This is a genomic window from Vibrio sp. 1F253 (assembly GCF_041439295.1).
In the GTDB taxonomy this organism is placed as follows: Bacteria; Pseudomonadota; Gammaproteobacteria; order Enterobacterales; family Vibrionaceae; genus Vibrio; species Vibrio tasmaniensis_A.
Map to the genome: position 1 here is coordinate 84,792 of NZ_JBGONU010000011.1, position 24,057 is coordinate 108,848.

Genomic DNA, 24,057 nt, shown 5'->3' on the forward strand with positions numbered 1-24,057 from the left:
CATGAGCGCTTTAGTCCTCCAATATCAGCAACAGCTTGGTGAAACGTTTTTTGATATTGACTTAGAATTGCCAAGTACTGGTATTACGGCAATTTTCGGTCGTTCTGGTGCAGGTAAAACTTCACTTATCAATGCCATTAGTGGTCTCAAACAACCAGATAGTGGCTTGATCAGCGTATCTGGAACCATTCTGTTCGATAGTGAAAATGGCATCAACTTACCAACGCACAAACGCAACGTCGGCTATGTATTCCAAGAATCGCGATTGTTCCCACACATGAAAGTCGCGGCGAATCTTAAGTACGGCATGAAAGGTGCTGACAAAGCGCACTTTGAGCAAATAGTCTCGTTGCTATCGTTGGGCTCGCTGCTTGATCGCTATCCAGCCCGTCTGTCTGGCGGTGAGAAGCAACGTGTTGCGATTGGCCGCGCACTGTTGTCTAAGCCCAGCATTCTATTGATGGATGAGCCATTGGCGTCTCTGGACTTACCTCGTAAGCGTGAAGTAATGCCGTTTCTGGAAAACTTATCTGAAACCGTTCAAATACCGATTATCTATGTCACTCATAGCCTCAATGAAATATTACGCTTGGCAAATCACCTTGTGATCATTGAGCAAGGCAAAGTTATTTCATCGGGGATGACGGAAGAGGTATGGGCATCGAGAGCCATGCAACCGTGGCAATCTTTTTCAGAGCAAAGTTCGTTGTTTGAAGCGACATTAGCGGAACATAATGATGATTATGCGTTGTCACGTCTAACGTTAGGTAAATCAACGTCACTTTGGGTTCAAAAGGTGTCGAGCGAGCTTGGCACTACGGTAAGGCTGCAAGTGAGGGCAAATGATGTCTCTATCACGCTACAGCAGCCGCAAGGCACTTCGATACGTAATATCCTTCCTGTCACTATTAAAAGGGTAGAGACGCACCAGCAAGGCTCGAATAAGCAGAGTGTCGCTGTCGAGTTAGAACTTGAGGCCGGATGCTACCTATGGGCGACTATTACATTGTGGGCGCTGGATGAGCTGAATTTAGAAATTGGACAACGTGTCTACGCACAAATTAAAGGCGTGAGTGTCGCGCAAAGAGATATTGCGATAACGCACTAAACTTATGCACTAAGTTCATGCCGTAAGCTCATGCGATAAGATATTCAGATCTAGCGGTAATACATTAAGGCCCAACGACGTACTTGGTTTCTGGTTTCATTTTAGAACGGGTAAAACTCGAACTTGATTCTGTGACTCGATCTTGATTCCATAAATGACTACATGCGTCATTTTATACGGTGTAACTGCCAGTTTTGCGTCATACTGTATGAGTGTTAATGCACACCTTCCGTGCGATGAGAAAAGTTAGAATTCTAAGAGCCACAATGAGAATCCCTGCACTAACAAGAACCCAGACGTTACATTCGAATAATAGAAGAAGCGAGCAGAAAAAGAACGTATAGAAAAAGCTGCTGGTACAAAAAAGCCGCATGTTTTAAATAACATACGGCTTAATCATTAAGTTTTCCTTAAGCATTCAACCTAAATTTAGGTGCTCTGAATAGCTTAGCGGATGAAAACTTCTTTGAAATCACGCTTCAAGATAGCATCACGGCGCGCTTTCTTGATTTGCTTAGCCATGTCTTTTACACAGTTATGTAAAATTTGGTCAAGCAGTTGAGCTCGGTACTCTTCTTTTTCTTCATCAGTCATGCCTTCTGGAAGTTTAAGAGTAGGGAACTCCTCCATCATGTTTACGCCAGCGAAAGCTTGGCTAACAGAGATTAGAGCGTGGAATTGCTCAAAGTTGTCCAAAACATTTTGTGCGCTTGCTGGAAGGCTGCTCCAAGTTTCACGCACTGCTTCTTCAGACACTTCGTGAATAGAAGTAACCATGTTGTGCATCTCTTTAGGCACTTCATCAAATTCGATAACTTGGCGAAGCTCTGGTGAGATAGTGGTTAAATCGATTTCTTGTACTTCGTTGTTTGTAGCGTCTGACATAGTATTTCTCTTTAAAAAGAAACAATGCTAAAAAGATCTGTAAAAAAGTCAATATAATATAGAGATTAGGGCATGATTTAAGCCCAAATTTGAGCTACTTTGAATATTCAACACTAGATAAAGGTGATGTGATGATAGAAAAGGGATCTTCGATGCGCATATTGCTAGTTGATGACGTTCAACTGGATAGAATGCAACTCGCTATTCGACTCAAGCAACTGGGTCATGTTGTAGAAGCTGTTGGTAGCGGAAAAGAAGCCCTGAATGTTTATTCTGATTTTGATCCTGAACTCGTGTTATTGGATATCAGCATGCCAGACATGGATGGTTTTGAGGTCGCTAACGAAGTTCGTCGGCAATTCCCAGAATGGGTTCCGATCATCTTTTTGAGCGGTCATGAAGAGCCTGAAATGATCGCAAAAGCGATAGATGCCGGCGGCGATGATTATTTGATCAAACCGGTAAACAAAGTTGTTTTGAACTCTAAGTTGATTGCGATGCAGCGTATTGCGCACATGAGACGAGAGTTAAAACAGAGTACCGCCAAACTCGAAGAACTGAATATTTTACTGCAACAACAAGCCAACGAAGACGGCCTAACCAAATTGTACAACCGACGATATATGGATACTAAGCTTGAAGAGAGCATTGCGTGGCACGGACGACGTAATATATCCATGACCGTCATACTACTCGATGTTGACTTCTTTAAGCCTTACAACGATAACTATGGCCATATTCAAGGGGATAAGTGCCTGCAAGGGCTTGCCAATACTTTGAAAGAGCTCTTTGTTCGAGCTGGAGAGTTTGTTGGACGTTACGGCGGTGAAGAGTTCGTCATCATTCTGAGTGATACCGACAGCTCCGCGGCTAATTTACAGGCCAATCGTGTAAAAGAAGCACTGCATCAAATGAACTACGTCCACGACTACTCAGCAGTGTCTGATAGGGTGACAGCGTCACAAGGTGTGTTGTCATTCGTCCCTGAAGGTGGTGAAGCTATCGCTTCTATTTACGAAAAGGTTGACCAAGCACTGTATCAGGCCAAGCAAAGTGGAAGAAATACCTACATACAACGCGATATTATGGAGCTTGAGCAATAGTTGACGAGCTTCGGTAGTAACCTGAATTATACTTCTAGTAGCTTATAAGCTAGGAAGTGACTTAAGTGATAAAAAAAATGCAGCATTCCAAGTCATTCGTCATGACTAACTCAAACAAAGGTCTTGTATTAACTCTGTTTGTTTCCGTGTCTCCAACTGCTGTTAACGCAGCTTCGCTCTCTGAACTGGTCAGGAAAGACATTGAACAAACCTTCGCAACGAGTGTTTTGCTCAATGATACGGATGTGTTTACCTTTGGCATTAATAATTTTGATCCCAACAAAGTCTTTAGTTTGGACAATGAAGATATTGGCTCTAATGACTCAGTAAGTCGCCGACAAAATATCGCGTCCCTCAGCCTTCCTTATACCTTTGAAGTGCCAAGTTATATTGAAGACAACCATCAAGAAGTAACACTTCGTTTATCTGCGTTGCGGATAGAGAAGGATGTTCAATATGCCAGTTCAACGATAAGCGACTTTCAAAAAGAGTCTGTTGTTTCTGGTTACGTTGAGTATGCGAACGTATCCCAGTTGAACGAATACTGGAGTTTTAGTTCTGCAATTGGTAACCATATTTCCTATTATCGAAACGATTTTGAATATCGTTCTTCGTTGCTTGCACCAATTCAAGGTCGCCTGGATGGTCTTTATCTGAACACGGATGCTTGGGCATACATAATAGAGCCTAAGATAAAGTTGATGTTTGAAGATAAGAATGACTGGGGTAAATATAAACTCAGTACCAGTTGGCATTACTTTAATGGTATAGGTTGGGGAGAAGCCAATAACGGTAACATTGGTCACCCAGAAGGTTGGTACATAGCAAATGAAGCTAAGATCTTCTATGACTTAGTTCGTTGGGACAAAAACATCACATCCATGTATTCCAGTATAAGAAGAATAGATATTGGTGGTGATACTGTCGCGTCTATGGGCACTACAGCTTACTACGAAGGTAGTGTAGGTTGGTTGCTTAACCCAAATCTGTTTAATGACTGGGTCGATAATGTAGGAATAGGGTTTACTATCAATTATGGAAGTAGTTTGAAAGGAGGGAGCTTAGTCATCTTCTTTAACCAAGATTAGTCTAAGCACCAACGCTTTCGATGTTCACACCGTTAAATTACGATGTTCAGAGCTTTACATTCCAAGACTTTCAACGTCTTTAACTATCGACACACAGCTTGTTTCGGCCAGTTTCTTTTGCTTTGTACAGTGCGTTATCGGCAAGTTTCAAGACTTCTACGGGTTGTTTAGTGGTTCTACTATCAGACAGCCCAATGCTCACCGTTACGTTTACGACTTCAGTTGATTTGTTGCTCTGACCACGTTTTTTAATGCCGACTTCATGGTCGTCAGGGCGATCGTTGCTATTTCGAATCGTCATATCGTAGTTTTGTACTTCCGAAATGAGAACTTGAAGGTGCTCTTTAACCTGTTCCGAGTATTTGCCTTTAAAAATAATCGTAAACTCTTCACCACCATAGCGATAAGCTTTTGCACCACCGGTTGTTTCACTCAATATACGTGCTACCAACTTCAACACATCGTCGCCAATGTCATGCCCGTAGGTATCGTTAAATTTCTTGAAGTGGTCGATATCAACCATCGCCATTGAGTATTTTCGCCCTAAGTGCTTCATATCCACTTCTAGTGCGTGTCTACCTGGAATGTTAGTTAAACGGTCATTAAAGGCCATATCGTGGCTAGCAGAGACGACATAGATAATGAATAACGTACCAGACAGCGAGAACATCGTACTAGAGATGTATTGCACATCAAAAAATATGAATGTACTAGTAGAAAGTAAAATTGCGCTGTATACGACAACATCAATCGCGCGGTTGTATACCAGAACTAAAATCGAAGTAAGGCCAAGTAAACAAAGGCTATACAGCACTAAAACGAAAGGTAGCCTCGAGAATCCGTTAACGATAAACAGGATACCTTCGCTCCATGACTCAAATCCACCTGACTGGAAATGAGAAACAATTAATTGTGCCCATACCGTAAACAGAACGAGAACCAAAGCATATAGGAACATGGATTTCGAGTTAACGCCGTTATCTGGGAAGGCATACACCAGTAAGCATGTTACAGGAACTAAAGCGGTTAACAGAGACAGTTCTAATAGAGTGGTGCCTGTGTTGAGTGGCGTTTGTAAACGAACTTGAATGATGAGGTATGCGACGAGCATGGTTAAGGACACCATGGCCATACGACCTTGCTTAAATGTGTGGCACAGCAAAACCGCAACGCTCAATAGAATGTATGGGAGGTTGCTAGCAAACCCTAAGTTTGAATCCGTCACTAGGATGACGTTGTTCATACCTGCAAGTAATATTGCTAATAGAAGTAAGGGAAAGCAAAATCGAAATATGCTCGACGTGACGAAAGAAGATGTCATTTATGTGGTGAGCCTAACTATAATGATGATCTTATATTTTAATTTTATACGTAGGATACGGGTAAACAAGCAATTGCCAAGCTTTTTCATTAAATTATAGCAAAAACATGATCATAGCTCGCTAATTGTACAATTAAATTTATATGTGTTTCAGTTGCTATTAACCTAAGAACGAGCTAAACAGTATATATGATAAATGAAACAGCCGTTATTGATACTTAACTAAATTAAGGTAGTTTGTGCTTAAGAGTTAGGTGGTTACCTAAGTAGCAATGAACAGATGTTATACGCCTAACTGCAGAAGCGGTTAGCAACAACGGCAATTAGTTACAACAATGATTAGCTGTAACAACGATTAAACTAGAACCAACCGCTCAACATGGAGGTGTAATAGGCAAATCAGTGTCGATGTCCATAACTATATGGAAACTTTGGTGGGAAATGTATTAGCGACAGAAGAGTATGTTTCTGGCTATACCAACGAGCAGTTAGCCGATCTTGCGTGTTTGGCTTTAGGTCAGCTTAAACCCATCTATATTCGCTTCGATGTCGATTTTCTATCGGCATTGCCAGAGGATAAATTGGTGCTGTATAAACGAAATAGTGAGATCGCGGTCAAAAATGCAGAAAGTATGATCATTGACGACAGAAGACGAGAGCGTGACGACAATGTACCCGTAATCTTTAGTCAACATAATTTTGATGATGACGTTGAATTACAATGGTATGAAAAGCCATTGTTGAGCGGTAAACAGTCATGATAGTTTACGGTTAATGCGGTCATTTAAGGAGTAAAAACGTGGGATTCTTTTCTAGATTATTTAGTGGCAAAGAAAAAACCGAACAAAAAGTAGAAATTGAGCCAGTCGAATACAAAGGCTTCAATATCTATCAAGATGCCATTGCTGAATCTGGTCAATACCGTGTAGCTGGGCGAATCGAGAAAGAATTTGATGGTGAAATCAAAACCCATCGTTTTATTCGTTCAGATGTTGTTTCAAACAAACAAGATGCTGATGAACTGATGCTTAAAAAATCGCAGATGTTCATCGACCAAATGGGCGATAGCATTTTTAGCTAACCAAATAGGGTTAGAATTGATGTTGGTCATAATTTAGAGAGCTTTCAGTGTATATGCTGAAAGCTCTTTTTAGTTTTAGGAACAAAGAACAGCTAGTAGGTTGTTATTTAAAGGAATATTTGCAAGTGGTTTGACCTCTTGGCTCAAAAGAGGCGTCATTTCTTCAAATGAAGTGCTCCAATTCCATCCAAATCGTTATAAGTAATAACTTTTCCTGTTCTTTGAATAAAACGCTTGAAGTATTAGTTGTCGTTAGATACAAACGAATAAGTCATTGTGCCAATAGTCAAGGAATAGCTATGCAAATTGGTGTACCAAGAGAAACACTCGCAGGTGAAACGCGAGTCGCTGCTTCGCCGAAATCGGTAGAACAGCTTCTAAAATTAGGATTTGAAGTTTGTGTTGAATCACAAGCAGGTGCGTTAGCAAGTTTTGAAGATGCAGTTTATGAACAAGCTGGAGCAAAAATTGTCACCGCAGATGAAGCTTGGAAATCCGATATTATTTTTAAAGTTAACGCTCCGATCGTTGACGAAACTAAAAATGAAATTGATCTTCTTAAAGATGGCGCAACATTGGTCAGCTTTATTTGGCCAGCTCAGAACCCAGAATTAATGGAACAATTGTCCACTCGTAATATCAACGTGATGGCGATGGATTCTGTACCTCGTATTTCAAGAGCTCAAGCGTTAGATGCATTGAGTTCTATGGCTAACATCGCGGGTTACCGTGCTGTTGTTGAGGCGGCGCATGAGTTTGGTCGATTCTTCACAGGTCAAATTACGGCGGCAGGCAAAGTTCCACCCGCGAAGGTACTGGTTGCTGGTGCGGGTGTTGCTGGCCTAGCAGCAATTGGCGCTGCGGGTAGTTTGGGTGCGATCGTTCGTTCGTTCGATGTTCGTCCTGAAGTAAAAGAGCAAGTCGAGTCTATGGGCGCTGAATTCTTGGAAGTGGATTTCAAGGAAGATACCAGCGCGGGCGACGGCTACGCAAAAGAGATGTCTGAAGCATTCAATAAGAAAGCTGAAGAACTGTATGCAGCTCAAGCTAAAGATGTCGATATCATCATTACAACGGCGCTGATTCCAGGTCGTCCGGCTCCTAAGCTGATTACCAAAGAGATGGTAGACAGCATGAGTGCTGGTAGTGTGATTGTGGACCTTGCGGCAGCCAATGGCGGCAACTGTGAATATACCGTTGCGGATCAAGTCATTACAACGACTAACGGCGTGAAAGTGGTAGGTTACACAGATATGGTTGGTCGACTACCGACTCAATCATCTCAACTGTATGCAACGAACCTCGTTAACTTGCTGAAACTGCTTTGCAAAGAGAAAGATGGCAACATCAATATTGACTTTGAAGATGTCGTGCTACGCGGTGTTACTGTGGTTAAAGAGGGTGAAGTCACTTGGCCTGCACCACCCATTCAAGTTTCAGCTCAACCACAACAAGCTAAGCCCAAAGCGGTCAAACCAGAGCCAAAAGTTGAAGAGCCGGTTTCTCCAATTAAGAAAGTGGCAGGCATGGCGGTTGCTGTAGGTGCATTTGCTTGGGTAGCTTCGGTTGCTCCTGCTGCGTTCTTATCTCACTTTACCGTTTTTGTACTCGCTTGTGTGGTGGGGTATTACGTCGTTTGGAATGTAAGCCATTCTCTGCATACGCCTTTGATGTCCGTAACTAACGCGATTTCAGGAATCATTGTAGTCGGTGCACTGTTACAGATAGGACAAGGAAGTGGCGTTGTCACGTTCTTATCATTTATTGCCGTATTAATTGCAAGTATCAACATCTTTGGTGGCTTTACCGTAACCAAACGTATGCTTGAAATGTTCCGTAAAGACTAAGGAGTGACAGATGTCTGAAGGATTAGTACAAGCAGCTTATATTGTGGCTGCTGTATTCTTTATTATGAGCTTGGCTGGGTTGTCGAAACAGGAATCTGCGCGTGCAGGTAACTATTACGGTATCACGGGTATGGCAATCGCGTTGCTCGCGACGATCTTTGGCCCACATTCTGCAGGTATTGTATGGATCATCATTGCTATGGTGATCGGTGGTGGTATTGGTATCCACTACGCAAGAAAAGTAGAAATGACTGAAATGCCTGAGCTGGTGGCAATTCTGCACAGCTTCGTAGGTATGGCAGCAGTACTTGTAGGTTACAACAGTTACATTGATCCACCTGCTACCGTTTCTATCAACCCTGCTGATATTCATGCAGAGCACGTGATCCACCTAGTGGAAGTGTTCCTTGGCGTGTTTATCGGTGCGGTGACGTTCACGGGTTCTATTGTTGCGTTTGGTAAGCTTCGCGGCGTTATCTCTTCGTCTGCATTGAACATTCCTCATAAGCATAAGTGGAACCTTGCGGCGATCGTAGTTTCTACATTACTGATGATCATGTTCGTTAAAGCGGACGGCAGCATGTTCGCGCTAATGGTGATGACTCTTATCGCATTCGCATTCGGTTACCACCTAGTGGCATCGATTGGCGGCGCAGATATGCCAGTGGTTGTCTCTATGCTGAACTCGTATTCTGGTTGGGCAGCAGCAGCGGCAGGTTTCATGCTTGCGAACGATCTGCTTATCGTAACCGGTGCATTGGTTGGTTCGTCAGGTGCGATTCTTTCTTACATCATGTGTAAGGCGATGAATCGCTCTTTCATCAGCGTTATTGCTGGTGGGTTCGGCCAAGACGTGGTCGTGTCTGATGGTGATGAAGAGCAAGGTGAACACCGCGAAACATCAGCTGAAGACGTGGCTGACATGCTTAAAAACTCAAAGTCAGTCATCATCACTCCTGGATACGGCATGGCAGTAGCTCAAGCTCAATACCCAGTGCATGAAATCACTGAGAAGCTGCGAGCGCAGGGCATCAATGTTCGATTTGGTATCCACCCAGTTGCTGGTCGATTACCGGGTCACATGAATGTGTTACTTGCTGAAGCCAAAGTACCTTACGATATCGTTCTTGAAATGGACGAACTCAACGATGACTTCAATGAGACCGATACTGTTTTGGTTATCGGTGCAAACGACACTGTGAACCCAGCAGCACTTGAAGATCCAAACAGCCCAATTGCTGGCATGCCAGTACTTGAAGTTTGGAATGCTCAGAACGTTATCGTATTCAAACGTTCGATGAACACAGGTTACGCAGGTGTGCAAAACCCACTGTTCTTCAAAGAGAATACGCAGATGTTGTTTGGTGATGCGAAACAGAGCTGTCTCGGTATTCTAGAGCATCTATAGGAAACACTTTTTAAGTATTTTCTAAGCAAAAGCATTAAGTCGTAACCAAATAAGGAGCTCATTAGAGCTCCTTTTTTTGTTCATCTGAAAGTCGCTGTATCTATAAGCAACAATCTATGACCCATAAGCAGCAATCTATGGCCCATAAGCAATAAGCACAATCCGCTAGACGGCCGTAAAACTCATTTGAATGAAGTTATAGCGACTCAAACGATTAGCGAGTACAGCTGTGCAACATAGTCCTAATATGATCGTAATTGTCGCTATAACTCGTCATTAGCACGGTTTTTCATGCGGTTATAAATTTATCTTTGATAACGAATGGTATATATTTGATTGATCTATATGAATTTGCGTTGGTTTGTGATCATCAAAAGAACATTTACTCTGCTTATCGCTACATTATCCGTTTCAGTGAACGCGTTTGCTGACTCTTTACCTGAGCGTATCGATAACTTCACTAAACTTTTTGATCATGAAATGGCAATTGAATCTTATGATATTCGACTGCTTCAGGCTGATTACCCGACTCGCTTGATCATGCCGTCTTCTATGCTGCCGCAAACTGCTGAATACCCACTAAAAGACATCCAACGCTTATACCGGTTATCAAAAACATGCAGCGGAAAGTTGCCCTTAAGTCCTCTAATAACAGAGCCTTTGGTCTTTACTCGTGCAATGTGTAAAGGAACTAAACTTTCTGATCGTTGGTTTACTCGAAGTGGTTTGATTCATCCCGGTGGCGGTTCATATGCCGCACGCTACGTTGAGTTATACCCTGAGAAATTTGACTCGTTGAAGCGCTACATGCACATTCAAGAGCGACCGAACACCGAACACGATGAACTACTGTCTCGTCTACAGAAGATGGACAATGAAGCCATAACAGCTTTGTTAGCGGGTGCGAGTATGTTTGTTGAGCTTGATGAAATGTGGGTCAAGCGCGGTGATAGATATTACCTGTATAAAGAATCAGTTTGGAACGAAAACGCTACGCTCGCGGGCTTATCCTTTAGTTTGTCCTCAGAAGGCAACAGCTGTTTCGTCCAACGCGGCAATGTATGTTGGGAAATAGAAGATCATTCAGAACTTCTGCAGATCGCCATGTTTATTTTGGTGATTGCCAATATCCTACTCGTGTTGGGGTGGGCGGTTTACCGTTGGAACAGTAAAAAACAAGAGATGAAGAGCCGCATGCTGGTTCTTCAAATTCTAACGCATGAATTAAGAACGCCGATTGCGAGTTTGTCATTGACGGTTGAAGGGTTTAGGCGAGAGTTCGAACACTTGCCAGAATCGGTATATGATGAATTTCGTAGGTTGTGTGAAGATACACGCCGTTTAAGGCAGTTGGCAGAAGCAAGTAAAGACTATTTGCACTCAGACAACCAACCGCTTGCAACAGAGTGGGTGCCAAGTGTTGAAGAGTGGCTTCAATACAAAGTTGAAGAAGACTTTGCACCGGGCATTGAACTCCGCGTAAACAAAGATATTGCTGCAAAAGTAAACGTATATTGGTTAGGAACGTGTATAGATAACCTGATCAGAAATGCCGTGAAATACGGCGTTGCCCCGGTGATACTAGAACTGAATACTTCTGACAAGAAGCTGACATTCAAAGTTATAGATAATGGAGACTTGTCTCGCAAAGATTGGGGGCAACTAAGAAAGCCATTCGTAAGTAAGAGTGGACTCGGTTTAGGTCTGACGATAGTAGAATCTATGGTCGGAAAAATGGGCGGTCACATGACGCTTATCGGCCCCCCAACAACATTTATTTTGGAGATACCTTGTGAAACAGACATTGCTTCTCGTTGAAGACGATAAAAATTTAGCTGACGGTTTATTAGTTAGCCTTGAGCAAGCTGGATATGAATGTTTACATGCCGAGCTGATCTCTGAAGTTGAAGGCTATTGGGAACAAGCGGATCTTGTGATCCTAGACCGTCAACTTCCTGATGGTGACTCAGTAGATTCACTTCCAGGTTGGAAGAAAAAGAAAGACATCCCAGTTATTTTGCTTACGGCTCTCGTGACAGTAAAAGACAAAGTTGCCGGCTTAGACTCAGGTGCGAATGACTACCTGACGAAACCATTTGCAGAAGCTGAACTGTTTGCTCGAATCCGTGCACAGCTACGCCTACCTGATGCTGAAGATCAAGATGCATCAAAAGTGATGGCTCAAAACCTTGTAATTGACAAAGCAACACGTGAAGTGTTTTTTAACGAACTGGAAGTCACGTTAACGCGTACGGAATTTGATCTATTATTATTCTTGGCAAGTAATCTTGGTCGAGTGTTTACTCGCGATGAGCTACTAGACCACGTTTGGGGTTACAACCACTTCCCAACAACTCGTACTGTAGATACGCACGTTCTGCAACTAAGACAGAAGTTGCCAGGTTTAGAAATTGAAACCTTACGTGGCGTTGGCTACAAGATGAAAGCGTAATGAAAAAAACCTTACTTCCACTACTCATTTTATCAAGTGTCATCAATACTGCACACGCAGCCGATTGGTTTAAGGACAGTGATGCGCTGACACAAGTGCACAAGCACCTGCTAGATAATGATTTAGCATTGATGTTTGATTCATTGGTGGAAGTTTGGCAAATCAATGCTTCGCAATCTCGCGAAGATCATCTCAATCAACTGTTCGATCAAGCATTGAACAAGGATTGTGGTAAAACGCTTACAAAAAAAACGTTACCGGACTGGATAAGCTCGGTCGTCGTGAAAAGACACATTATTCAAAGCCCAGGCAGGGAAACATTCCGCGTGGCTATTGATGTTGAATCGGAAAGCAACATCCAAGACATCGCCTTTGAGAAGTGGGTCGACAAGGTCGTTTCGTCTGACAGTGAGTTTACCAAAGGCAACCCGGTAATCAATAACACTTCAGTGAGCGTATACAGCAAACGTTATAGCTTAGCGTCTCAACTTGATTCCGGACTTTATCGCCTGACTGTAAAAGGAAATAGCGGTAACTCCTGGAGCACTTGGGTCATTCTTGGTGAAGTGGTTATGCGTCAACAAGTTCGTTGGGCATCTAAAGACTCTTGGTTGATCGATAAAAAAGCACTGCTGAACCCCTACTGCCCATTACCAAAGCTAGACGTAGGTTTGTACGATTATGTCGATGAACGATATAAGCAGGTGTGGGGTAAAAGTTATGAATCCGATTATCCGACCAATTTAACGGGTGAAGAACTGCCCAATGATCGTTATGTTTTAGCTGTATCAATGGTACATTCGCGCTGGCAAGGTGACATAGCGATAGAGCAAGCACAAACTATCAGTAAAACTTATGATATTTCTAGCGAAGAGTAGCTAAAGTAATTTAGAATTGAGCCGTTAATAATGTAAGGGATCTAACAAAGATAAACGGCATGAAAAATACAACTAAACTACTCGCAGCATCAATTGCATTCGCCAGTCTTCCTCTTTCAGCAGCAAACTACGCCATTGAAGCGCGTGGTGATGCGATGGGTGGTGTTGGTGTTGTTTCAGCAAACTTCCTAACAGCTCCATTCTATAACCCAGCACTTGTTGCTATTTATCGTCGTAACGATGATATGGGTATGATCACTCCAAGTTTTGGTGGTAGTTATAATGACCCCCAAGACATGAAATCAAATATTGATTCCGCTCTGGCGGCGACAAACACTGCAGATTTAGATGCAGCTCTTAAAAAACTCGATGGTAACCAAGCTAATGTTGAACTTGGTGGTGTTGTCGCATTCGCTATCCCAAATCAATTTATAGCGGCTAACCTATTCGGCAAAGCCTATACAGAATCGTTTGCTACACCAAATGTTTACAATGAAGCGTCAGCGACAGATGCCGATAAGCTTGAGTTGTCGACGGTAGAAGCCGTTGCTATTGGTGTTACCGAAGTTGGATTAACTCTCGCTAAATATCAAACCTTTATGGGGCAGCATATTTCATTTGGTATCACGCCTAAACTTCAACGTATTTACACATACAACTACGTTGCTTCTGTTAAGAGCTACGATTTGTCTGATGTAAGAGACAATGGTGAAGGTGAAACTTCTTTTAATATGGATGCTGGCGCGCTTTGGTTCACAGGTCCATTTCGAGTTGGCTTTTCGGCTACCAACTTAATATCTAGAGATATCAATACCAAAGATACATCTCAAACTTTAACGAGTACGACGACCAGCGGTGTGACACACAAAGTCGGTGGCCAATACGCATACAAACTAGAGCCAGTATATACCGTAGGTGCTGGTATCGTAGCGGACTACTTCACGCTTAGTGTCGACTATGACTTAAATGAAACCGAAAAGTTTACTTCGTTCAAAGATAATGAACAGATGATTCGCGTTGGTACAGAAGTTGATGTTTTACGTCAGCTTCAGCTAAGGGCAGGGTACTACAAGAATTTGGCATACTCTGGTTCAGAAGGTACAGTCACTGCAGGTATTGGTTTGTCGCCACTCAATTTGTTCCAGTTAGATTTAAGTGCTAACTACACAAATGAAAATGCAATGGGTGCGTCAATCAATTTCCTTGCTAGTTACTAACAGTCCTTATATAGTTCTGCTCCTAAATAAAGGAGCAGACTATGCTAAACGACTTACCAACCCTTTCTCACGAAGAACAACAGAAAGCTGTTGAACGAATTCAAGAAATGATGACCCAGGGCATCAGCACAGCACAAGCTATCAAAATCGTTGCTGAGCAAATTCGTGAAGAAATGAGTAATAAAGAAGAGTAGGGCATTAGCCCTTCTTTTTTAACAACTTAGTGCACTATAACTAAACATATTACCCTCTAGTATATTATATCGCACATACCAACTCTTTAGTTATCCTAAATTCCGAGCTATTCAAAACCATTAAATGCCGTTTATTCAGTAAGTTACGTTGGAGTAATCCACTTACCAGGCTTTTCTTGGCTTCTATTTGTAATTAAATTACAGCACGAGCTGAAAGTAATACAACTATCATTTCGGGTGTCAGTATTTGTGCCACCCTGTCTAAGTGGTTAAATCTATGGCGTTTTTTAAGGCTAGTGACGTTGTGACTTCCATTTTTAGTGGATCAGAGTGCGTGATTAGAAGCGTGACGGGAGCAGAATAATAAGGATTTCCTCGAAGAGCAGCGCGAGATAAATAACGACGGTAATGTTCAAAACCGATACCGCGAGTGACTTACGACTGCTTAGAGAAAGCTTTTACTAGCCAGATATGTGCGGTTTAGAACAAGTAGTTAGGAAGCTTAGAAACGATACATATAACCTGAGAATGCGATTAATGGCGTTACTACAGAATGTGTTGTTACCGATGGTGAGAGCGCGCTTATAGGCCTACATAACGATTAGAATCCTAATGAGGCAGCAAAGCTTTTGGCTTGTTTAGTCAGCGTTGAAAATCTGACGGCTGCTTAAATGGAGAGTAGATATCGACAGGGTATTAATGGCGTCTTGATTGAGTATTGGAAGAGAGTTGAATGTGTAACTGCAGTCTAGTCAAGCGAGCTTTAGTACAACTTTGCGACTTGGTTTCGTCCGTTGTCTTTCGCTTGGTAGAGTGCCTTGTCTGCACGTTTAATTGCAGAACGTATCGATTCATGTTGCTTAAGCTGTGTTACTCCAGTCGAAGTCGTTACTTTAAGCGCTTTAGGCCAAACGCTTTGGTCGATTGCTAGGTATAGATTATTGATAGATTCGTTACACTGTAGCGCAGTTTGCTCCAGGCAAACTAAAAGGAACTCCTCACCACCCCAGCGATAAAGTAAATATTGCTCACCAAGACTCTCGTTCGCCGTTGCGACAAACTGAATAAGTACTTTGTCACCCACTTCATGGCCATGTTGATCATTGATTTGCTTAAAATGGTCTAAATCAAACAAAGCGATGTGAATTGTTTTTCCTTGCTGGGCTAACCATTCAAAATCATAGAAAGCATCTAAAGCTTCAGTTCTGTTCCTACAGCCGGTTAACGGATCGGTTGTAGCCTTTATCTTTAGCTCTTCAATTTCTTGAGTCAACAAACGTTGTTGCTGTGCGGCATCTGTTCTTGTTCTTCTGGCTAGATATAACGCACAAGATATATAGTAAATCGCATACAGCACCCATAAACTAATTAAGAGTTTTCCTAGTACAAACTTGTCGATCGTCTTGCCGTGAAAAACGATGCTTTGTACTGTCAGTTTATGGTGCCCATCAAGTGTGCTAGCACCAAGCCCTAACTCAACAGACACTGCATTGGTAACGTCTACGGCGCTATTCGTAATAGGGTGGTTGTAATAGTCGATCCACCACAAAGGGACATTGAAATAATCTAAGTCGATGTGTTTTCTATCGGGTAACGAGAAATCTAAACGATTGAACTTATTAGACATAGCGTCACCTTGAACGCTGTAATTCTCGTCGTAATTTCGAATGTAAAAGCGAAACCTTGGCTGTTCTTGGCCTTCGTAATCCATATTGATGGTCACTGAGTCATACACTGAGAGATCCAGACCTTTACCTTCCGTAGAGATAACGAACTCAATCTCACAGAATGGCGAGCTATAGGTACGCTTAAAGTCACACTGTAACTCAATGGTGTCTTCTGACTTATACAGCACCCCTTTGGTGCCACCATTATGTTCTTGGTCAGTGTTAACGAGTGTAGGGAATCTATCTGGAGTGATAACGTAGTTTTGATCCATGATCGTACGGTAAGAGATAAACGACAGTAGAGTGGCAGCGAGGCAAAAAACCGAAAGGAATATATTGATTTGCCTGAATACGTTGTCGCTCAAAATGTTAATCATCCATACATGTAACTTTGTGGTTATGCGTGATGTCACCGCAAACAGAGATTCTATCGAGTATTCACATTCGAACCCAATAGTTAAAATTGAATTGAAGATTATACAGAAAAGTTAATGATTAAACTGATTTTTAGAACAAATTCTGTACGCATGGCGTTGGTTTTGAATGCTATTCACTCGATAAGTGTGGTTTTTGCGGGGGTATCAATTTAACTGTATATTTATACAGTTAAATTTACTGTGGTTCGGTTTGTCGTAATCAGAGTTATGTGTGCGAGTTTTATGGCTTGCTGTGACAACGAGTCACGAGGCCACTGTTACTGTTCGTCAATTAAAGTGGAGGGTAGTTATGTTGCAGTGTCACTTTTTAAGCTCAATTTTATCGAAACACTTTGTTGTTTATTAGAGCGTTCGTTTCATTCATTTTGTCTTTTATTCCCAATTACGCGCCATGGTGCGATACCTACTTGAATATTACGGATCTCGATGGAAAACGAAGTGATGGCGTTTCTTGATGCGTTGGTCATTGCATTTATTACAGGTTGAGTCTCAAGCCTCGGCACGATTGCGGCTTTGAAAACAGACATCAACTGGATAAAGCGAGTGCAACAAGACCAAGAGCAACGGATACGAAAACTGGAGAACCCCAATGAAAGGACACAAGTGCAAAGGTCGTCGACCAAACGGCCAACTTAAGAAAGGTTACACGCTCAAGAACGGGCGTGTGGTAAGGGCGAACACCACACGAAAACGCTACAAGAAACGCCGATGATTCACAGCAATCGAAAGGGCTATTTTTTTAGGAAAGTAGCCCTTTCTGCATTTCTACGACGAGAATCCACACTTTAAGCATCCAGTTTTACAGCTAATGATTTAAATCACTGTTATAAATAGGGTTAATGAGTATAATCCTTTCCCATAAATCAGACTAGACAGAAAAACTCTGTATTTAAATGCAGAATTTTCTATCTAATAAGCGTTAGTTCTACTTATTAAATGTGCGTGCTGGTTCATATGCGTGATTCACTTCTCATTCATATGCGCAGCTACTCCGATATCATTCTCAGGATTTATAAAACAACAATTGAGGTTAAAATGAGTGCTAGGTATTGCGACAAATGTGGTCAAAAAACAGAACATAAAGAATTGATTAAGCAAAAACCGTCCAAATATGGCAATAGTAAGAAAGAAAAGTTTAAGGAATTTCTTGCGGGTTTTTTGGGTGGGATGGCTAGTCCAGCAGGAGCGTCACTAGATTTAATCGATCGCTATGTAGTTTGTTTAGAGTGTGGTACTAAAACATTAGAAAATCATGGCGATGAATTTCAATAAATTGTGTCTTGTCCAGTCTAAGTCGTAGAGCTAACAACAAGCAATTAAAGCAGACTGTCAACGCTTGGGATTTTCAACTCAGTTCAGTTTAAGTGATTTTGGTGGTAATTTTGAACGTATTAGTAGCGTTGTCAGCTACTTAATTGGGTGTTATGCGTCACTCCAACTAGAGAAGGTAACACAAGTGGAAAGTGGAGTTAAAAAATCAGTTCGGTATCTTGCCTTGGGTATTCTTATATATCCGTTTCTTTACATGCTACTCAACTTTATTATCTCTATTCTAATGGCAACTTTGGGCGAAGGTAGTAGCTCGTTGATTGAAATTTTTGAGTATCTCATCTGGTTTATAATGCCTTTTTTTTCGGTGTTTTATCTGTTAGCTTTCCATCACTTTTCGCGAGTGTTAGGTAAATGGCATCAACGAGTTGGGTATACTTTGGTTTTAGCCGCTGTGCTAATTGAAATAGCGATGCCTTGGATGGATTCAGGTCTGGTGTTTAAGACAGCATCTTTTCTATGTCAGCTTTTCGAGATAGGTATTTTAGTTAGTTGTCTGTTCGTTTTTAGCAGTAAGTTGGGGCCAAACTCTGAGCCTGGCACAACCGTATATCGAACTGTTTAGGATTAATTCGTAACACGTGACATTTTTACTATACGTTGCGTTCTGTGTTTAAGGTGGTTTGCAGAAACATCGGTCTTACGCTACTCACCACTTAAGCGGGCGTTAGCTTTCTGAAGGTGTAAGCCTAAAACTATGCTGTTATAATCGAAACGTATTTGTATTTTGAGAAATGAGATGATGAAGTTTACGTTAGAAGGTAATGACTGTATGCCACCCATTTCCGGTGGCTATCTACTTATTTATCGCGGTACTGAAGAGGTTACGGTTGTTAGCGTACCGTCTCCTAACTTTGTGGCAGAACGTTATAGGGATAGTGTTAGCGAAAACTATGATTCGTTTGAAGACGAGGAAGGTAATGAGTTTAACATTAATGTTTGGTCTTCCAATGTTGGTGTTGATTGGACGCTAGACGTTGAGACAAAGGATGGAGCGTTAAAAGAGCAAATTAGAGTGGAGTACCATGCTAATGAGTTCTGATACGGAATTTGATGTATATCTCAATACTTTCACTGAAGGACTTACGCAAATAAGAGCCCAAAGTAGAGATAGTTTTCACAACCAATTGTATTTTTCGAACGTGATAAGCTTAATGGAACAGTATCTTTCAAACTTGTTCATTTTTGAACTTACTAATTCTCCAGAATCACTCCGAAAACTAGCAAGCCATGACAAGTTTCGTTCTGCTACCGTGACGGTTCCTTTTGCTTTAAACAACCCTATTGATGAGTATTTGATACATTCAATGAAAGCATTGGTATGGCATCGGCTTAATGATGTTGAAATGTATTATAAAAAAGTTCTTGGCATTCGTTTTAATATCAGCAGAGAGCTATTAAAACAACTTGAGTTACGCCATGACCTTGTGCATCGAAATGGTCATACCTTAGATGGTGAGAAAGTAGATATAACGGATGACGATCTAGACCGATGTATAGCTTTAGTGGAGCCATTTGTTCTCGATATTCACGCAAAGTATGTAACCCAAAAAAGCTAATAAAGCATTTAAGAGTGTTGATAAAAATGGAGGCAATAATGTACAAGGAAACAGATTTTCAAATGAGCCAAGAAGAGTTTAGCTTTAAAAAAGATTCGTATCCTTTATCAAAAATTAATAATGTGAGAGTTAAGAAACTTGGCTTACTCGACAATCTAGGTCAAATAATATTTTGGTTATTTGTTTTCTCCGGAGCAGTTTGGTTAGCAATCCCAACTCTTGAGAGTACACCTTTTTGGTTGAAAGCTTTAGTTGTTACTTTAACGATTGTAGGTTTTATATTTGGTTTTCTTCGTTGTTCAAAATATGCGTTACAAATTGAATTTCGTCATATTGATGAAACCGGAGTTCAATGGGTAAATATAGCTAAATCTTACTCCAAATTTGATAGTGGGTTGTTTGAGCAACAAGTCGCGTTGCTGAAGGCAACATTCGTCTAACAAATTAATCAACACAATTTATTACATTCGGCATTGTAGGTTTGTCTTTAGTTTCGATGTTTAAGGCGTTATATTTTTCAAGTACGTCACGGGCAATAGGAAGAGTTAGTGTATTTTATAATTAATGATATTGAGTGGTGGAAAATTTCACTTCATAGTTTCATGAATGGATGGCTCCCTGGTATTCTGGCATTCTTTTTAGGTCTTGGGCTCGAGAAAATCACAAGTCGCAGAAAGCTAAAGCAAGAGTTAAAAAACAACCTACTTGAAATTTTCATACCTATATTTAATTCGGGAGAGGTCACAACACTCAGTTCAGCTGAAGATTGCCACCGTAACTTAAAGGCAACGTTCAATGCGTATACGCGGATCTATCCGAAGCTCTTTAATGAAAAGTCTGTTCAAAAATTATCCCAAATATTAGCAGACGGTTTTTTGATTGAAGGTAAAGTTAATAATAGCTACTTAAATCCAGATGAAATTCAAAAAATAATTGGTAATTTATAGTTCGTATCAAAAGAGAATAAATATAACAAACGATTCGACTATGGAAATTTTGGTTCGAATTAGCCTTAATGTTTAAGGCGGGGCTATGTGTATAATGGAACCTTGGATTTGGTGGTGTAAAGGAGAATAAATGAATTTAGATGAAATTGATTGGATGTTTATTGTAGCTGTTATATTCGGTGCCATTGCTTCTGTCTTAAAAGAACTGGAATCGGTCATTGGAGAAGGCGCGTTAAATTATGTGGTCATTTTCCTAAAGATTATCGCAGCTGTTTTGAGTATTTCTTTCGCTGTATTAAAGTTTCTAAAACTTAAGCCATATATAATATTACTAGGTTCCGATGATTTTGAAGAAAGAAAACAAGATGGTCGTAAATATTATCGTTTTGAGATAAAAAAGAGCGAACATAAAAAAGGTCAATCACCTTCTATTTCCGCTAGCCTTCTCAATAATGATGGAAGTGAATGTAATATATTGATGACTCCGAGGACTGATTCTGATGGAAACATATCAGTGACTCATGCAGGGGTAACACTAATAGATAAAAAGCTTAAGATAGTTGTCAAAAATTAGGTCACATAACAAGCGCCTGAACATGACCTACGTACTGTTCAGGCGCCTCTGTTTTAGGCACTTTCTTCTTGTTTCTCAGTTTGTTTCTTCTGGTTTTTTCTTATCGCGTCGAGTATTGCTTTCATGCGCTCTGGGGTCGCTTTGGGCGCGTTTGGTGCCGGCGCTGTGCGATTTGTAGAGCGGGGAAGTTGTGCTGCCATGTTGTCGCCCTCCATTAAGGCCCATTCGGCGATGAACTCGTGATATTCTTCAATTTTAGCCCCGATGTATTCTCGGTAACTGGTGTCAGTATAACACAAGTTGTCGTAGCGCTGAGGCCACACCTTCTTGTGGATCCCGTTGCCGGATTGCTCGTCGACGTGGAACGCCATCGTCATCGCTGTATCTATTCTTGTTAACAGGCAAGATAATCTGTCGAGATCTTGATAAAACGTGGCCGCATGGAAGCCACCAGAGCCAGTAAACACCAGCTCTCCGGTGGTCGCGTTGTTGCCGATGGGCATGTCTATCAGCGCACCGGTGTTTTCCGTTACCGCAATCAAGCCAATCTCATCGCGTTCGTCGAGCGCTTGGGCTAATTGAATGTATTCCTCGTCAGAAATGAGGGCCAGAAGCACGGCTTGCGCGAGGATAATAGGGTGCTCATCACCCGAAAAAAAGATCACTTGCTCGAGACACACGATATGTTTGCGCGTCTCACAGTCGACTTCCAAACCGCTGACTTGGCTAGTCCACATGGCGTCACCCGCGATGAAAATGTTCGGGCTGGCTATTATCGTTGTCATGACGTTTTACGTTCCTAGATTAAAGAAGCTTATCTCGAGGGTTGTTGCTCTGAATGGCACCATTATTTGAATTTGGCCGGGATCCAGGGCTTAGGCGGCATGCGACGACCGCCACGAAATGGCAAGGGATGCTCTTTAGCCGGATAGTATTTCGGGGACTCAATTTTGCCGTGGCGCTCAACCAGTTGCCGGTGCTCGTCATGCCAGTACGCAAAACTGAGCAATTCCTTGGGATTGAATTCCCGATCTTCGGGGGTAATGAGGATCGCACGGTCAACGTTGATTCGAAATCCGTTCCAGCGATGATCCAACGGTAAGTAGCCACGGGCGTGAATGTTCATCAATTTTTCGGCCAGTGGATTGACCGGGACCGCGCCAGACAGCCAACGCTTGATCGTGATCGGTTGAACGTAAAAATACGCGGCGGCTTCATGAATGTCGTCGAAGTAGCGATTCAATAGATCGGCAAAACGGGGAGTGAGCATGTGATCTCCTTCAAGTTATCAAACATCCGTCGAATTATTTTTTCTATGACAAAACACGATGTCCATCGGTGAATTCGATGAAACGGGTCGTCAAACCGGAAAAAAAAACAGTGACGAAAACTAGGTATAACGGAAAATGGAAGGACGAAAACTAATTAATGATCGTATTTATGTGGAAACATTTTGAATTTCAAGCGTCTATAACACGCGTGTACGCAAAATCTGCAAGAACTAAGGTGCTGAAACTTATCAGATTTTACGCACGCTAGTGCGCATTATGGTTATGAATTATGTTGAGGGTTTGCTCTGCTTAACGGAATAAGAACGTGGGTGAGTAACATGCTCAATGAGGAGGCCAGCTTGTCTGGCCTTTTTGATGCCCGTTAGGAAAATCGTTGTTAAAGGTTAACCTGTAACATAATTCGCACAATACGCATTTAATAAGCCAGCCATCCTTTATTCTAATTCGGTATATGTATCTTATTGATTTGTTGTGATTTAACCTCCATATATGTATTTTTATAGAGGTCTATTATATGTATACATTTATTGTTTTATCAGGTGAAGACAACGAAGATTGGGCTCATGTTTACTTACCTGTCATTCCAGAACCAAATAGCATTCTACTTTTTGGTGGTAGCGAACGACATATTGAAAAGGTGGTTTTGACGAATATGCGAGAAAACATGGGGGTTAAGGGGGTCAATAATGCTGGAATATTATATTTAGAGCCGCTTCCTGTGGATTTGGCTGTTGTGCTATAAGGCTCTCTTTTCGTTATCCCAATGATGACATGTAACTAAGTCCGGTTTTCCGGACTTTTTTGTTTTTTGTGGTTCCGAGCGCGTGAGGAAGAAGAGAAGCGAAGACTGAGCCGACGATGATGACGAGCAAAGCGAGGGAAACCCCCGTCTTGTACTACGGGGGTACTACGGGGGTACTTTTCACCTAACTATCAGCCTTCGCCCACTATTCGCAAGTGTAGCGCGCCAGTGTTTGAGCGATAGCGAGTCCTACCTACTATATTATTTACTTAGGATCTCTTTTAATTTATCAGCGATCTTCTTTTTTTCTTCTTCTGAGTTTGATGCTAAATCTAGCATCTCTAACATGTCTCTAGCTTTTGCTTTTTTCTCATCATCAAAGATCTCGTATGGGTAATCTGAAGCTTTCTTCAATGCATTCAAAAAGCCATCTTCATCATTGATATATTCTTGTATACCTATTAGGAATTCAGTGTGTGGCGTATGTTTTAACAATGTTTCAACTTTTCTTATGAACTCTATTGGTTCCATTTTTTGTTTGTGGAACTCACCTTGGCATAGTTCTTTTTCACTTACTTTCAGTGCCTTAGATAACTTTCCCGCTAGTGATATTTTTGGCTCAGACTTTCCATTTTCCCACTTCAAGTATGCGGCGTTTTTCAAGGTAGTTGTCATCATTCGCTTGTTTACTAAGCAGCTTCTCTTTCTGGATTTAGGTGAATGTCACCAACAGGTTCACAGTTTCTGATATCACCTGGCCAGCGTTCAGGGTTTAGCTCTTTTGCTGCGAGTAATACCTTTGCTCGGCGCTTCAAGATCTCTTTATCTTTTCCATTGTGACGCTCTGAAGGCGTGACGTAATTTAGCTTACTGTGCTTATGCTCGGTGTTGTACCAGCGTACGAAGGCTTCAACCCAACTTCGACTAC

At 41.7% G+C, this 24,057-nt stretch carries 27 protein-coding genes and 2 pseudogenes; 22 read left to right on the forward strand and 7 right to left on the reverse strand.

From position 1 onward, the window contains the following. Nucleotide 1: 1 nt before the first annotated feature. Complete coding sequence (gene modC, locus ACED28_RS08160) at nt 2–1,108, forward strand: molybdenum ABC transporter ATP-binding protein ModC (protein ID WP_135444077.1); 1,107 nt, start codon at nt 2–4, stop codon at nt 1,106–1,108. Between the two features lie 447 nt (nt 1,109–1,555). Here modC and ACED28_RS08165 read toward each other — a convergent pair whose 3' ends face one another. Beyond that, entirely contained in the window at nt 1,556–1,993 is a 438-nt protein-coding gene (locus ACED28_RS08165) for a DUF3069 domain-containing protein (RefSeq protein WP_017098271.1), read from the reverse strand. A gap of 131 nt (nt 1,994–2,124) precedes the next feature. On the opposite strand from ACED28_RS08165, the gene ACED28_RS08170 reads away from it, so the two are divergent. Then, nucleotides 2,125–3,096, forward strand: coding sequence for a diguanylate cyclase (locus ACED28_RS08170; RefSeq protein WP_198299351.1), 972 nt, complete (start codon nt 2,125–2,127; stop codon nt 3,094–3,096). Between the two features lie 101 nt (nt 3,097–3,197). Further along, nucleotides 3,198–4,184, forward strand: coding sequence for a Solitary outer membrane autotransporter beta-barrel domain (locus tag ACED28_RS08175; RefSeq protein WP_371694879.1), 987 nt, complete (start codon nt 3,198–3,200; stop codon nt 4,182–4,184). Between the two features lie 79 nt (nt 4,185–4,263). Here ACED28_RS08175 and ACED28_RS08180 read toward each other — a convergent pair whose 3' ends face one another. Continuing rightward, on the reverse strand, nt 4,264–5,505 hold the full coding sequence (locus ACED28_RS08180) for a GGDEF domain-containing protein (RefSeq protein WP_012600626.1): 1,242 nt from the start codon (nt 5,503–5,505) through the stop codon (nt 4,264–4,266). A gap of 422 nt (nt 5,506–5,927) precedes the next feature. Between ACED28_RS08180 and ACED28_RS08185 the strand changes: the two genes are divergently transcribed. The 9 genes from ACED28_RS08185 (at nt 5,928) to ACED28_RS08225 (ending at nt 14,582) form a co-directional block, all read left to right on the forward strand. Next, nucleotides 5,928–6,266 (forward strand): late competence development ComFB family protein, encoded by a 339-nt coding sequence (locus ACED28_RS08185; protein ID WP_371709619.1) that lies wholly within the window; start codon nt 5,928–5,930, stop codon nt 6,264–6,266. Nucleotides 6,267–6,304: 38 nt separating this feature from the next. Next, entirely contained in the window at nt 6,305–6,586 is a 282-nt protein-coding gene (locus ACED28_RS08190; protein WP_012600627.1) for an HlyU family transcriptional regulator, read from the forward strand. Between the two features lie 299 nt (nt 6,587–6,885). After that, nucleotides 6,886–8,433, forward strand: a complete 1,548-nt coding sequence (gene pntA / locus ACED28_RS08195; protein WP_371702052.1) for a Re/Si-specific NAD(P)(+) transhydrogenase subunit alpha — start codon at nt 6,886–6,888, stop codon at nt 8,431–8,433. A 10-nt stretch (nt 8,434–8,443) separates the two neighbouring features. Then, complete coding sequence (pntB, locus tag ACED28_RS08200; RefSeq protein WP_371709620.1) at nt 8,444–9,841, forward strand: Re/Si-specific NAD(P)(+) transhydrogenase subunit beta; 1,398 nt, start codon at nt 8,444–8,446, stop codon at nt 9,839–9,841. A gap of 345 nt (nt 9,842–10,186) precedes the next feature. Continuing rightward, nucleotides 10,187–11,659: a sensor histidine kinase VxrA gene (vxrA, locus tag ACED28_RS08205; protein WP_371709621.1), complete on the forward strand. Its 1,473-nt coding sequence runs from the start codon at nt 10,187–10,189 to the stop codon at nt 11,657–11,659. Further along, the gene (gene vxrB / locus ACED28_RS08210; RefSeq protein WP_009845363.1) at nt 11,634–12,293 is read left to right on the forward strand and encodes a response regulator transcription factor VxrB; all 660 of its coding nucleotides are present in this window, start codon (nt 11,634–11,636) and stop codon (nt 12,291–12,293) included. The genes vxrA and vxrB overlap by 26 nt, the downstream gene beginning before the upstream one ends. Beyond that, complete coding sequence (locus ACED28_RS08215; protein ID WP_371709622.1) at nt 12,293–13,171, forward strand: DUF2861 family protein; 879 nt, start codon at nt 12,293–12,295, stop codon at nt 13,169–13,171. Before vxrB ends, ACED28_RS08215 begins: the two co-directional genes overlap by 1 nt. Before the next feature lie 59 nt (nt 13,172–13,230). Beyond that, the gene (locus tag ACED28_RS08220) at nt 13,231–14,388 is read left to right on the forward strand and encodes a conjugal transfer protein TraF (protein ID WP_135384362.1); all 1,158 of its coding nucleotides are present in this window, start codon (nt 13,231–13,233) and stop codon (nt 14,386–14,388) included. A 41-nt stretch (nt 14,389–14,429) separates the two neighbouring features. Further along, nucleotides 14,430–14,582, forward strand: coding sequence for a YoaH family protein (locus ACED28_RS08225; protein ID WP_004731009.1), 153 nt, complete (start codon nt 14,430–14,432; stop codon nt 14,580–14,582). Nucleotides 14,583–15,345: 763 nt separating this feature from the next. Here ACED28_RS08225 and ACED28_RS08230 read toward each other — a convergent pair. Then, a complete protein-coding gene (locus tag ACED28_RS08230; RefSeq protein WP_371709623.1) occupies nt 15,346–16,626 on the reverse strand; it encodes a GGDEF domain-containing protein in 1,281 nt (426 codons plus the stop codon). Between the two features lie 501 nt (nt 16,627–17,127). Between ACED28_RS08230 and ACED28_RS08235 the strand changes: the two are divergent. The 9 genes and pseudogenes from ACED28_RS08235 (at nt 17,128) to ACED28_RS08275 (ending at nt 21,095) form a co-directional block, all read left to right on the forward strand. Then, a pseudogene (locus ACED28_RS08235) lies at nt 17,128–17,322 on the forward strand (hypothetical protein). Then, nucleotides 17,276–17,398 carry a hypothetical protein gene (locus ACED28_RS08240; protein ID WP_258186662.1) on the forward strand — a complete coding sequence of 41 codons (123 nt, stop codon included), beginning with the start codon at nt 17,276–17,278 and terminating at the stop codon, nt 17,396–17,398. Before ACED28_RS08235 ends, ACED28_RS08240 begins: the two are co-directional and overlap by 47 nt. 323 nt (nt 17,399–17,721) lie before the next feature. Next, on the forward strand, nt 17,722–17,958 hold the full coding sequence (locus ACED28_RS08245) for a hypothetical protein (protein ID WP_371702047.1): 237 nt from the start codon (nt 17,722–17,724) through the stop codon (nt 17,956–17,958). Between the two features lie 184 nt (nt 17,959–18,142). Next, the gene (locus tag ACED28_RS08250; RefSeq protein WP_017102129.1) at nt 18,143–18,580 is read left to right on the forward strand and encodes a hypothetical protein; all 438 of its coding nucleotides are present in this window, start codon (nt 18,143–18,145) and stop codon (nt 18,578–18,580) included. Nucleotides 18,581–18,754: 174 nt separating this feature from the next. After that, nucleotides 18,755–19,057 carry a hypothetical protein gene (locus ACED28_RS08255; RefSeq protein ID WP_017102032.1) on the forward strand — a complete coding sequence of 101 codons (303 nt, stop codon included), beginning with the start codon at nt 18,755–18,757 and terminating at the stop codon, nt 19,055–19,057. Further along, nucleotides 19,047–19,574 (forward strand): hypothetical protein, encoded by a 528-nt coding sequence (locus ACED28_RS08260; RefSeq protein WP_241810802.1) that lies wholly within the window; start codon nt 19,047–19,049, stop codon nt 19,572–19,574. Before ACED28_RS08255 ends, ACED28_RS08260 begins: the two co-directional genes overlap by 11 nt. Nucleotides 19,575–19,612: 38 nt before the next feature. Beyond that, nucleotides 19,613–20,014 (forward strand): hypothetical protein, encoded by a 402-nt coding sequence (locus tag ACED28_RS08265; protein WP_371709624.1) that lies wholly within the window; start codon nt 19,613–19,615, stop codon nt 20,012–20,014. A gap of 108 nt (nt 20,015–20,122) precedes the next feature. Continuing rightward, nucleotides 20,123–20,521: a hypothetical protein gene (locus ACED28_RS08270; RefSeq protein ID WP_231903193.1), complete on the forward strand. Its 399-nt coding sequence runs from the start codon at nt 20,123–20,125 to the stop codon at nt 20,519–20,521. 130 nt (nt 20,522–20,651) lie between these two features. Continuing rightward, entirely contained in the window at nt 20,652–21,095 is a 444-nt protein-coding gene (locus ACED28_RS08275) for a hypothetical protein (RefSeq protein WP_371709625.1), read from the forward strand. Between the two features lie 53 nt (nt 21,096–21,148). Here the strand turns inward: ACED28_RS08275 and ACED28_RS08280 are convergent, their stop codons facing one another. Next, the gene (locus tag ACED28_RS08280; RefSeq protein ID WP_017102028.1) at nt 21,149–21,880 is read right to left on the reverse strand and encodes a hypothetical protein; all 732 of its coding nucleotides are present in this window, start codon (nt 21,878–21,880) and stop codon (nt 21,149–21,151) included. Nucleotides 21,881–21,942: 62 nt separating this feature from the next. After that, the gene (locus ACED28_RS08285) at nt 21,943–22,365 is read right to left on the reverse strand and encodes a DUF3653 domain-containing protein (RefSeq protein ID WP_371709627.1); all 423 of its coding nucleotides are present in this window, start codon (nt 22,363–22,365) and stop codon (nt 21,943–21,945) included. A 536-nt stretch (nt 22,366–22,901) separates the two neighbouring features. Here ACED28_RS08285 and ACED28_RS08290 point away from each other — a divergent pair. Further along, entirely contained in the window at nt 22,902–23,129 is a 228-nt protein-coding gene (locus ACED28_RS08290; protein WP_371709628.1) for a hypothetical protein, read from the forward strand. 261 nt (nt 23,130–23,390) lie between these two features. Here ACED28_RS08290 and ACED28_RS08295 read toward each other — a convergent pair whose 3' ends face one another. After that, nucleotides 23,391–23,807 carry a helix-turn-helix domain-containing protein gene (locus ACED28_RS08295; protein WP_371709629.1) on the reverse strand — a complete coding sequence of 139 codons (417 nt, stop codon included), beginning with the start codon at nt 23,805–23,807 and terminating at the stop codon, nt 23,391–23,393. A gap of 11 nt (nt 23,808–23,818) precedes the next feature. Next, nucleotides 23,819–24,057 (reverse strand): annotated as a pseudogene (locus ACED28_RS08300) (IS3 family transposase); the annotation flags it as partial.

What these genes read in the sequence shown, in the direction of transcription:
- modC (WP_135444077.1), top strand. Translation starts at nt 2, where the DNA reads ATGAGCGCTTTAGTCCTCCAATATCAGCAACAGCTTGGTGAAACGTTT.
- ACED28_RS08165 (WP_017098271.1), bottom strand. Translation starts at nt 1,993, where the DNA reads ATGTCAGACGCTACAAACAACGAAGTACAAGAAATCGATTTAACCACT.
- ACED28_RS08170 (WP_198299351.1), top strand. Translation starts at nt 2,125, where the DNA reads ATGATAGAAAAGGGATCTTCGATGCGCATATTGCTAGTTGATGACGTT.
- ACED28_RS08175 (WP_371694879.1), top strand. Translation starts at nt 3,198, where the DNA reads ATGACTAACTCAAACAAAGGTCTTGTATTAACTCTGTTTGTTTCCGTG.
- ACED28_RS08180 (WP_012600626.1), bottom strand. Translation starts at nt 5,505, where the DNA reads ATGACATCTTCTTTCGTCACGTCGAGCATATTTCGATTTTGCTTTCCC.
- ACED28_RS08185 (WP_371709619.1), top strand. Translation starts at nt 5,928, where the DNA reads ATGGAAACTTTGGTGGGAAATGTATTAGCGACAGAAGAGTATGTTTCT.
- pntA (WP_371702052.1), top strand. Translation starts at nt 6,886, where the DNA reads ATGCAAATTGGTGTACCAAGAGAAACACTCGCAGGTGAAACGCGAGTC.
- pntB (WP_371709620.1), top strand. Translation starts at nt 8,444, where the DNA reads ATGTCTGAAGGATTAGTACAAGCAGCTTATATTGTGGCTGCTGTATTC.
- vxrA (WP_371709621.1), top strand. Translation starts at nt 10,187, where the DNA reads ATGAATTTGCGTTGGTTTGTGATCATCAAAAGAACATTTACTCTGCTT.
- ACED28_RS08215 (WP_371709622.1), top strand. Translation starts at nt 12,293, where the DNA reads ATGAAAAAAACCTTACTTCCACTACTCATTTTATCAAGTGTCATCAAT.
- ACED28_RS08220 (WP_135384362.1), top strand. Translation starts at nt 13,231, where the DNA reads ATGAAAAATACAACTAAACTACTCGCAGCATCAATTGCATTCGCCAGT.
- ACED28_RS08225 (WP_004731009.1), top strand. Translation starts at nt 14,430, where the DNA reads ATGCTAAACGACTTACCAACCCTTTCTCACGAAGAACAACAGAAAGCT.
- ACED28_RS08230 (WP_371709623.1), bottom strand. Translation starts at nt 16,626, where the DNA reads ATGATTAACATTTTGAGCGACAACGTATTCAGGCAAATCAATATATTC.
- ACED28_RS08240 (WP_258186662.1), top strand. Translation starts at nt 17,276, where the DNA reads ATGAAAGGACACAAGTGCAAAGGTCGTCGACCAAACGGCCAACTTAAG.
- ACED28_RS08245 (WP_371702047.1), top strand. Translation starts at nt 17,722, where the DNA reads ATGAGTGCTAGGTATTGCGACAAATGTGGTCAAAAAACAGAACATAAA.
- ACED28_RS08255 (WP_017102032.1), top strand. Translation starts at nt 18,755, where the DNA reads ATGATGAAGTTTACGTTAGAAGGTAATGACTGTATGCCACCCATTTCC.
- ACED28_RS08260 (WP_241810802.1), top strand. Translation starts at nt 19,047, where the DNA reads ATGAGTTCTGATACGGAATTTGATGTATATCTCAATACTTTCACTGAA.
- ACED28_RS08265 (WP_371709624.1), top strand. Translation starts at nt 19,613, where the DNA reads ATGTACAAGGAAACAGATTTTCAAATGAGCCAAGAAGAGTTTAGCTTT.
- ACED28_RS08275 (WP_371709625.1), top strand. Translation starts at nt 20,652, where the DNA reads ATGAATTTAGATGAAATTGATTGGATGTTTATTGTAGCTGTTATATTC.
- ACED28_RS08280 (WP_017102028.1), bottom strand. Translation starts at nt 21,880, where the DNA reads ATGACAACGATAATAGCCAGCCCGAACATTTTCATCGCGGGTGACGCC.
- ACED28_RS08285 (WP_371709627.1), bottom strand. Translation starts at nt 22,365, where the DNA reads ATGCTCACTCCCCGTTTTGCCGATCTATTGAATCGCTACTTCGACGAC.
- ACED28_RS08290 (WP_371709628.1), top strand. Translation starts at nt 22,902, where the DNA reads ATGTATACATTTATTGTTTTATCAGGTGAAGACAACGAAGATTGGGCT.
- ACED28_RS08295 (WP_371709629.1), bottom strand. Translation starts at nt 23,807, where the DNA reads ATGATGACAACTACCTTGAAAAACGCCGCATACTTGAAGTGGGAAAAT.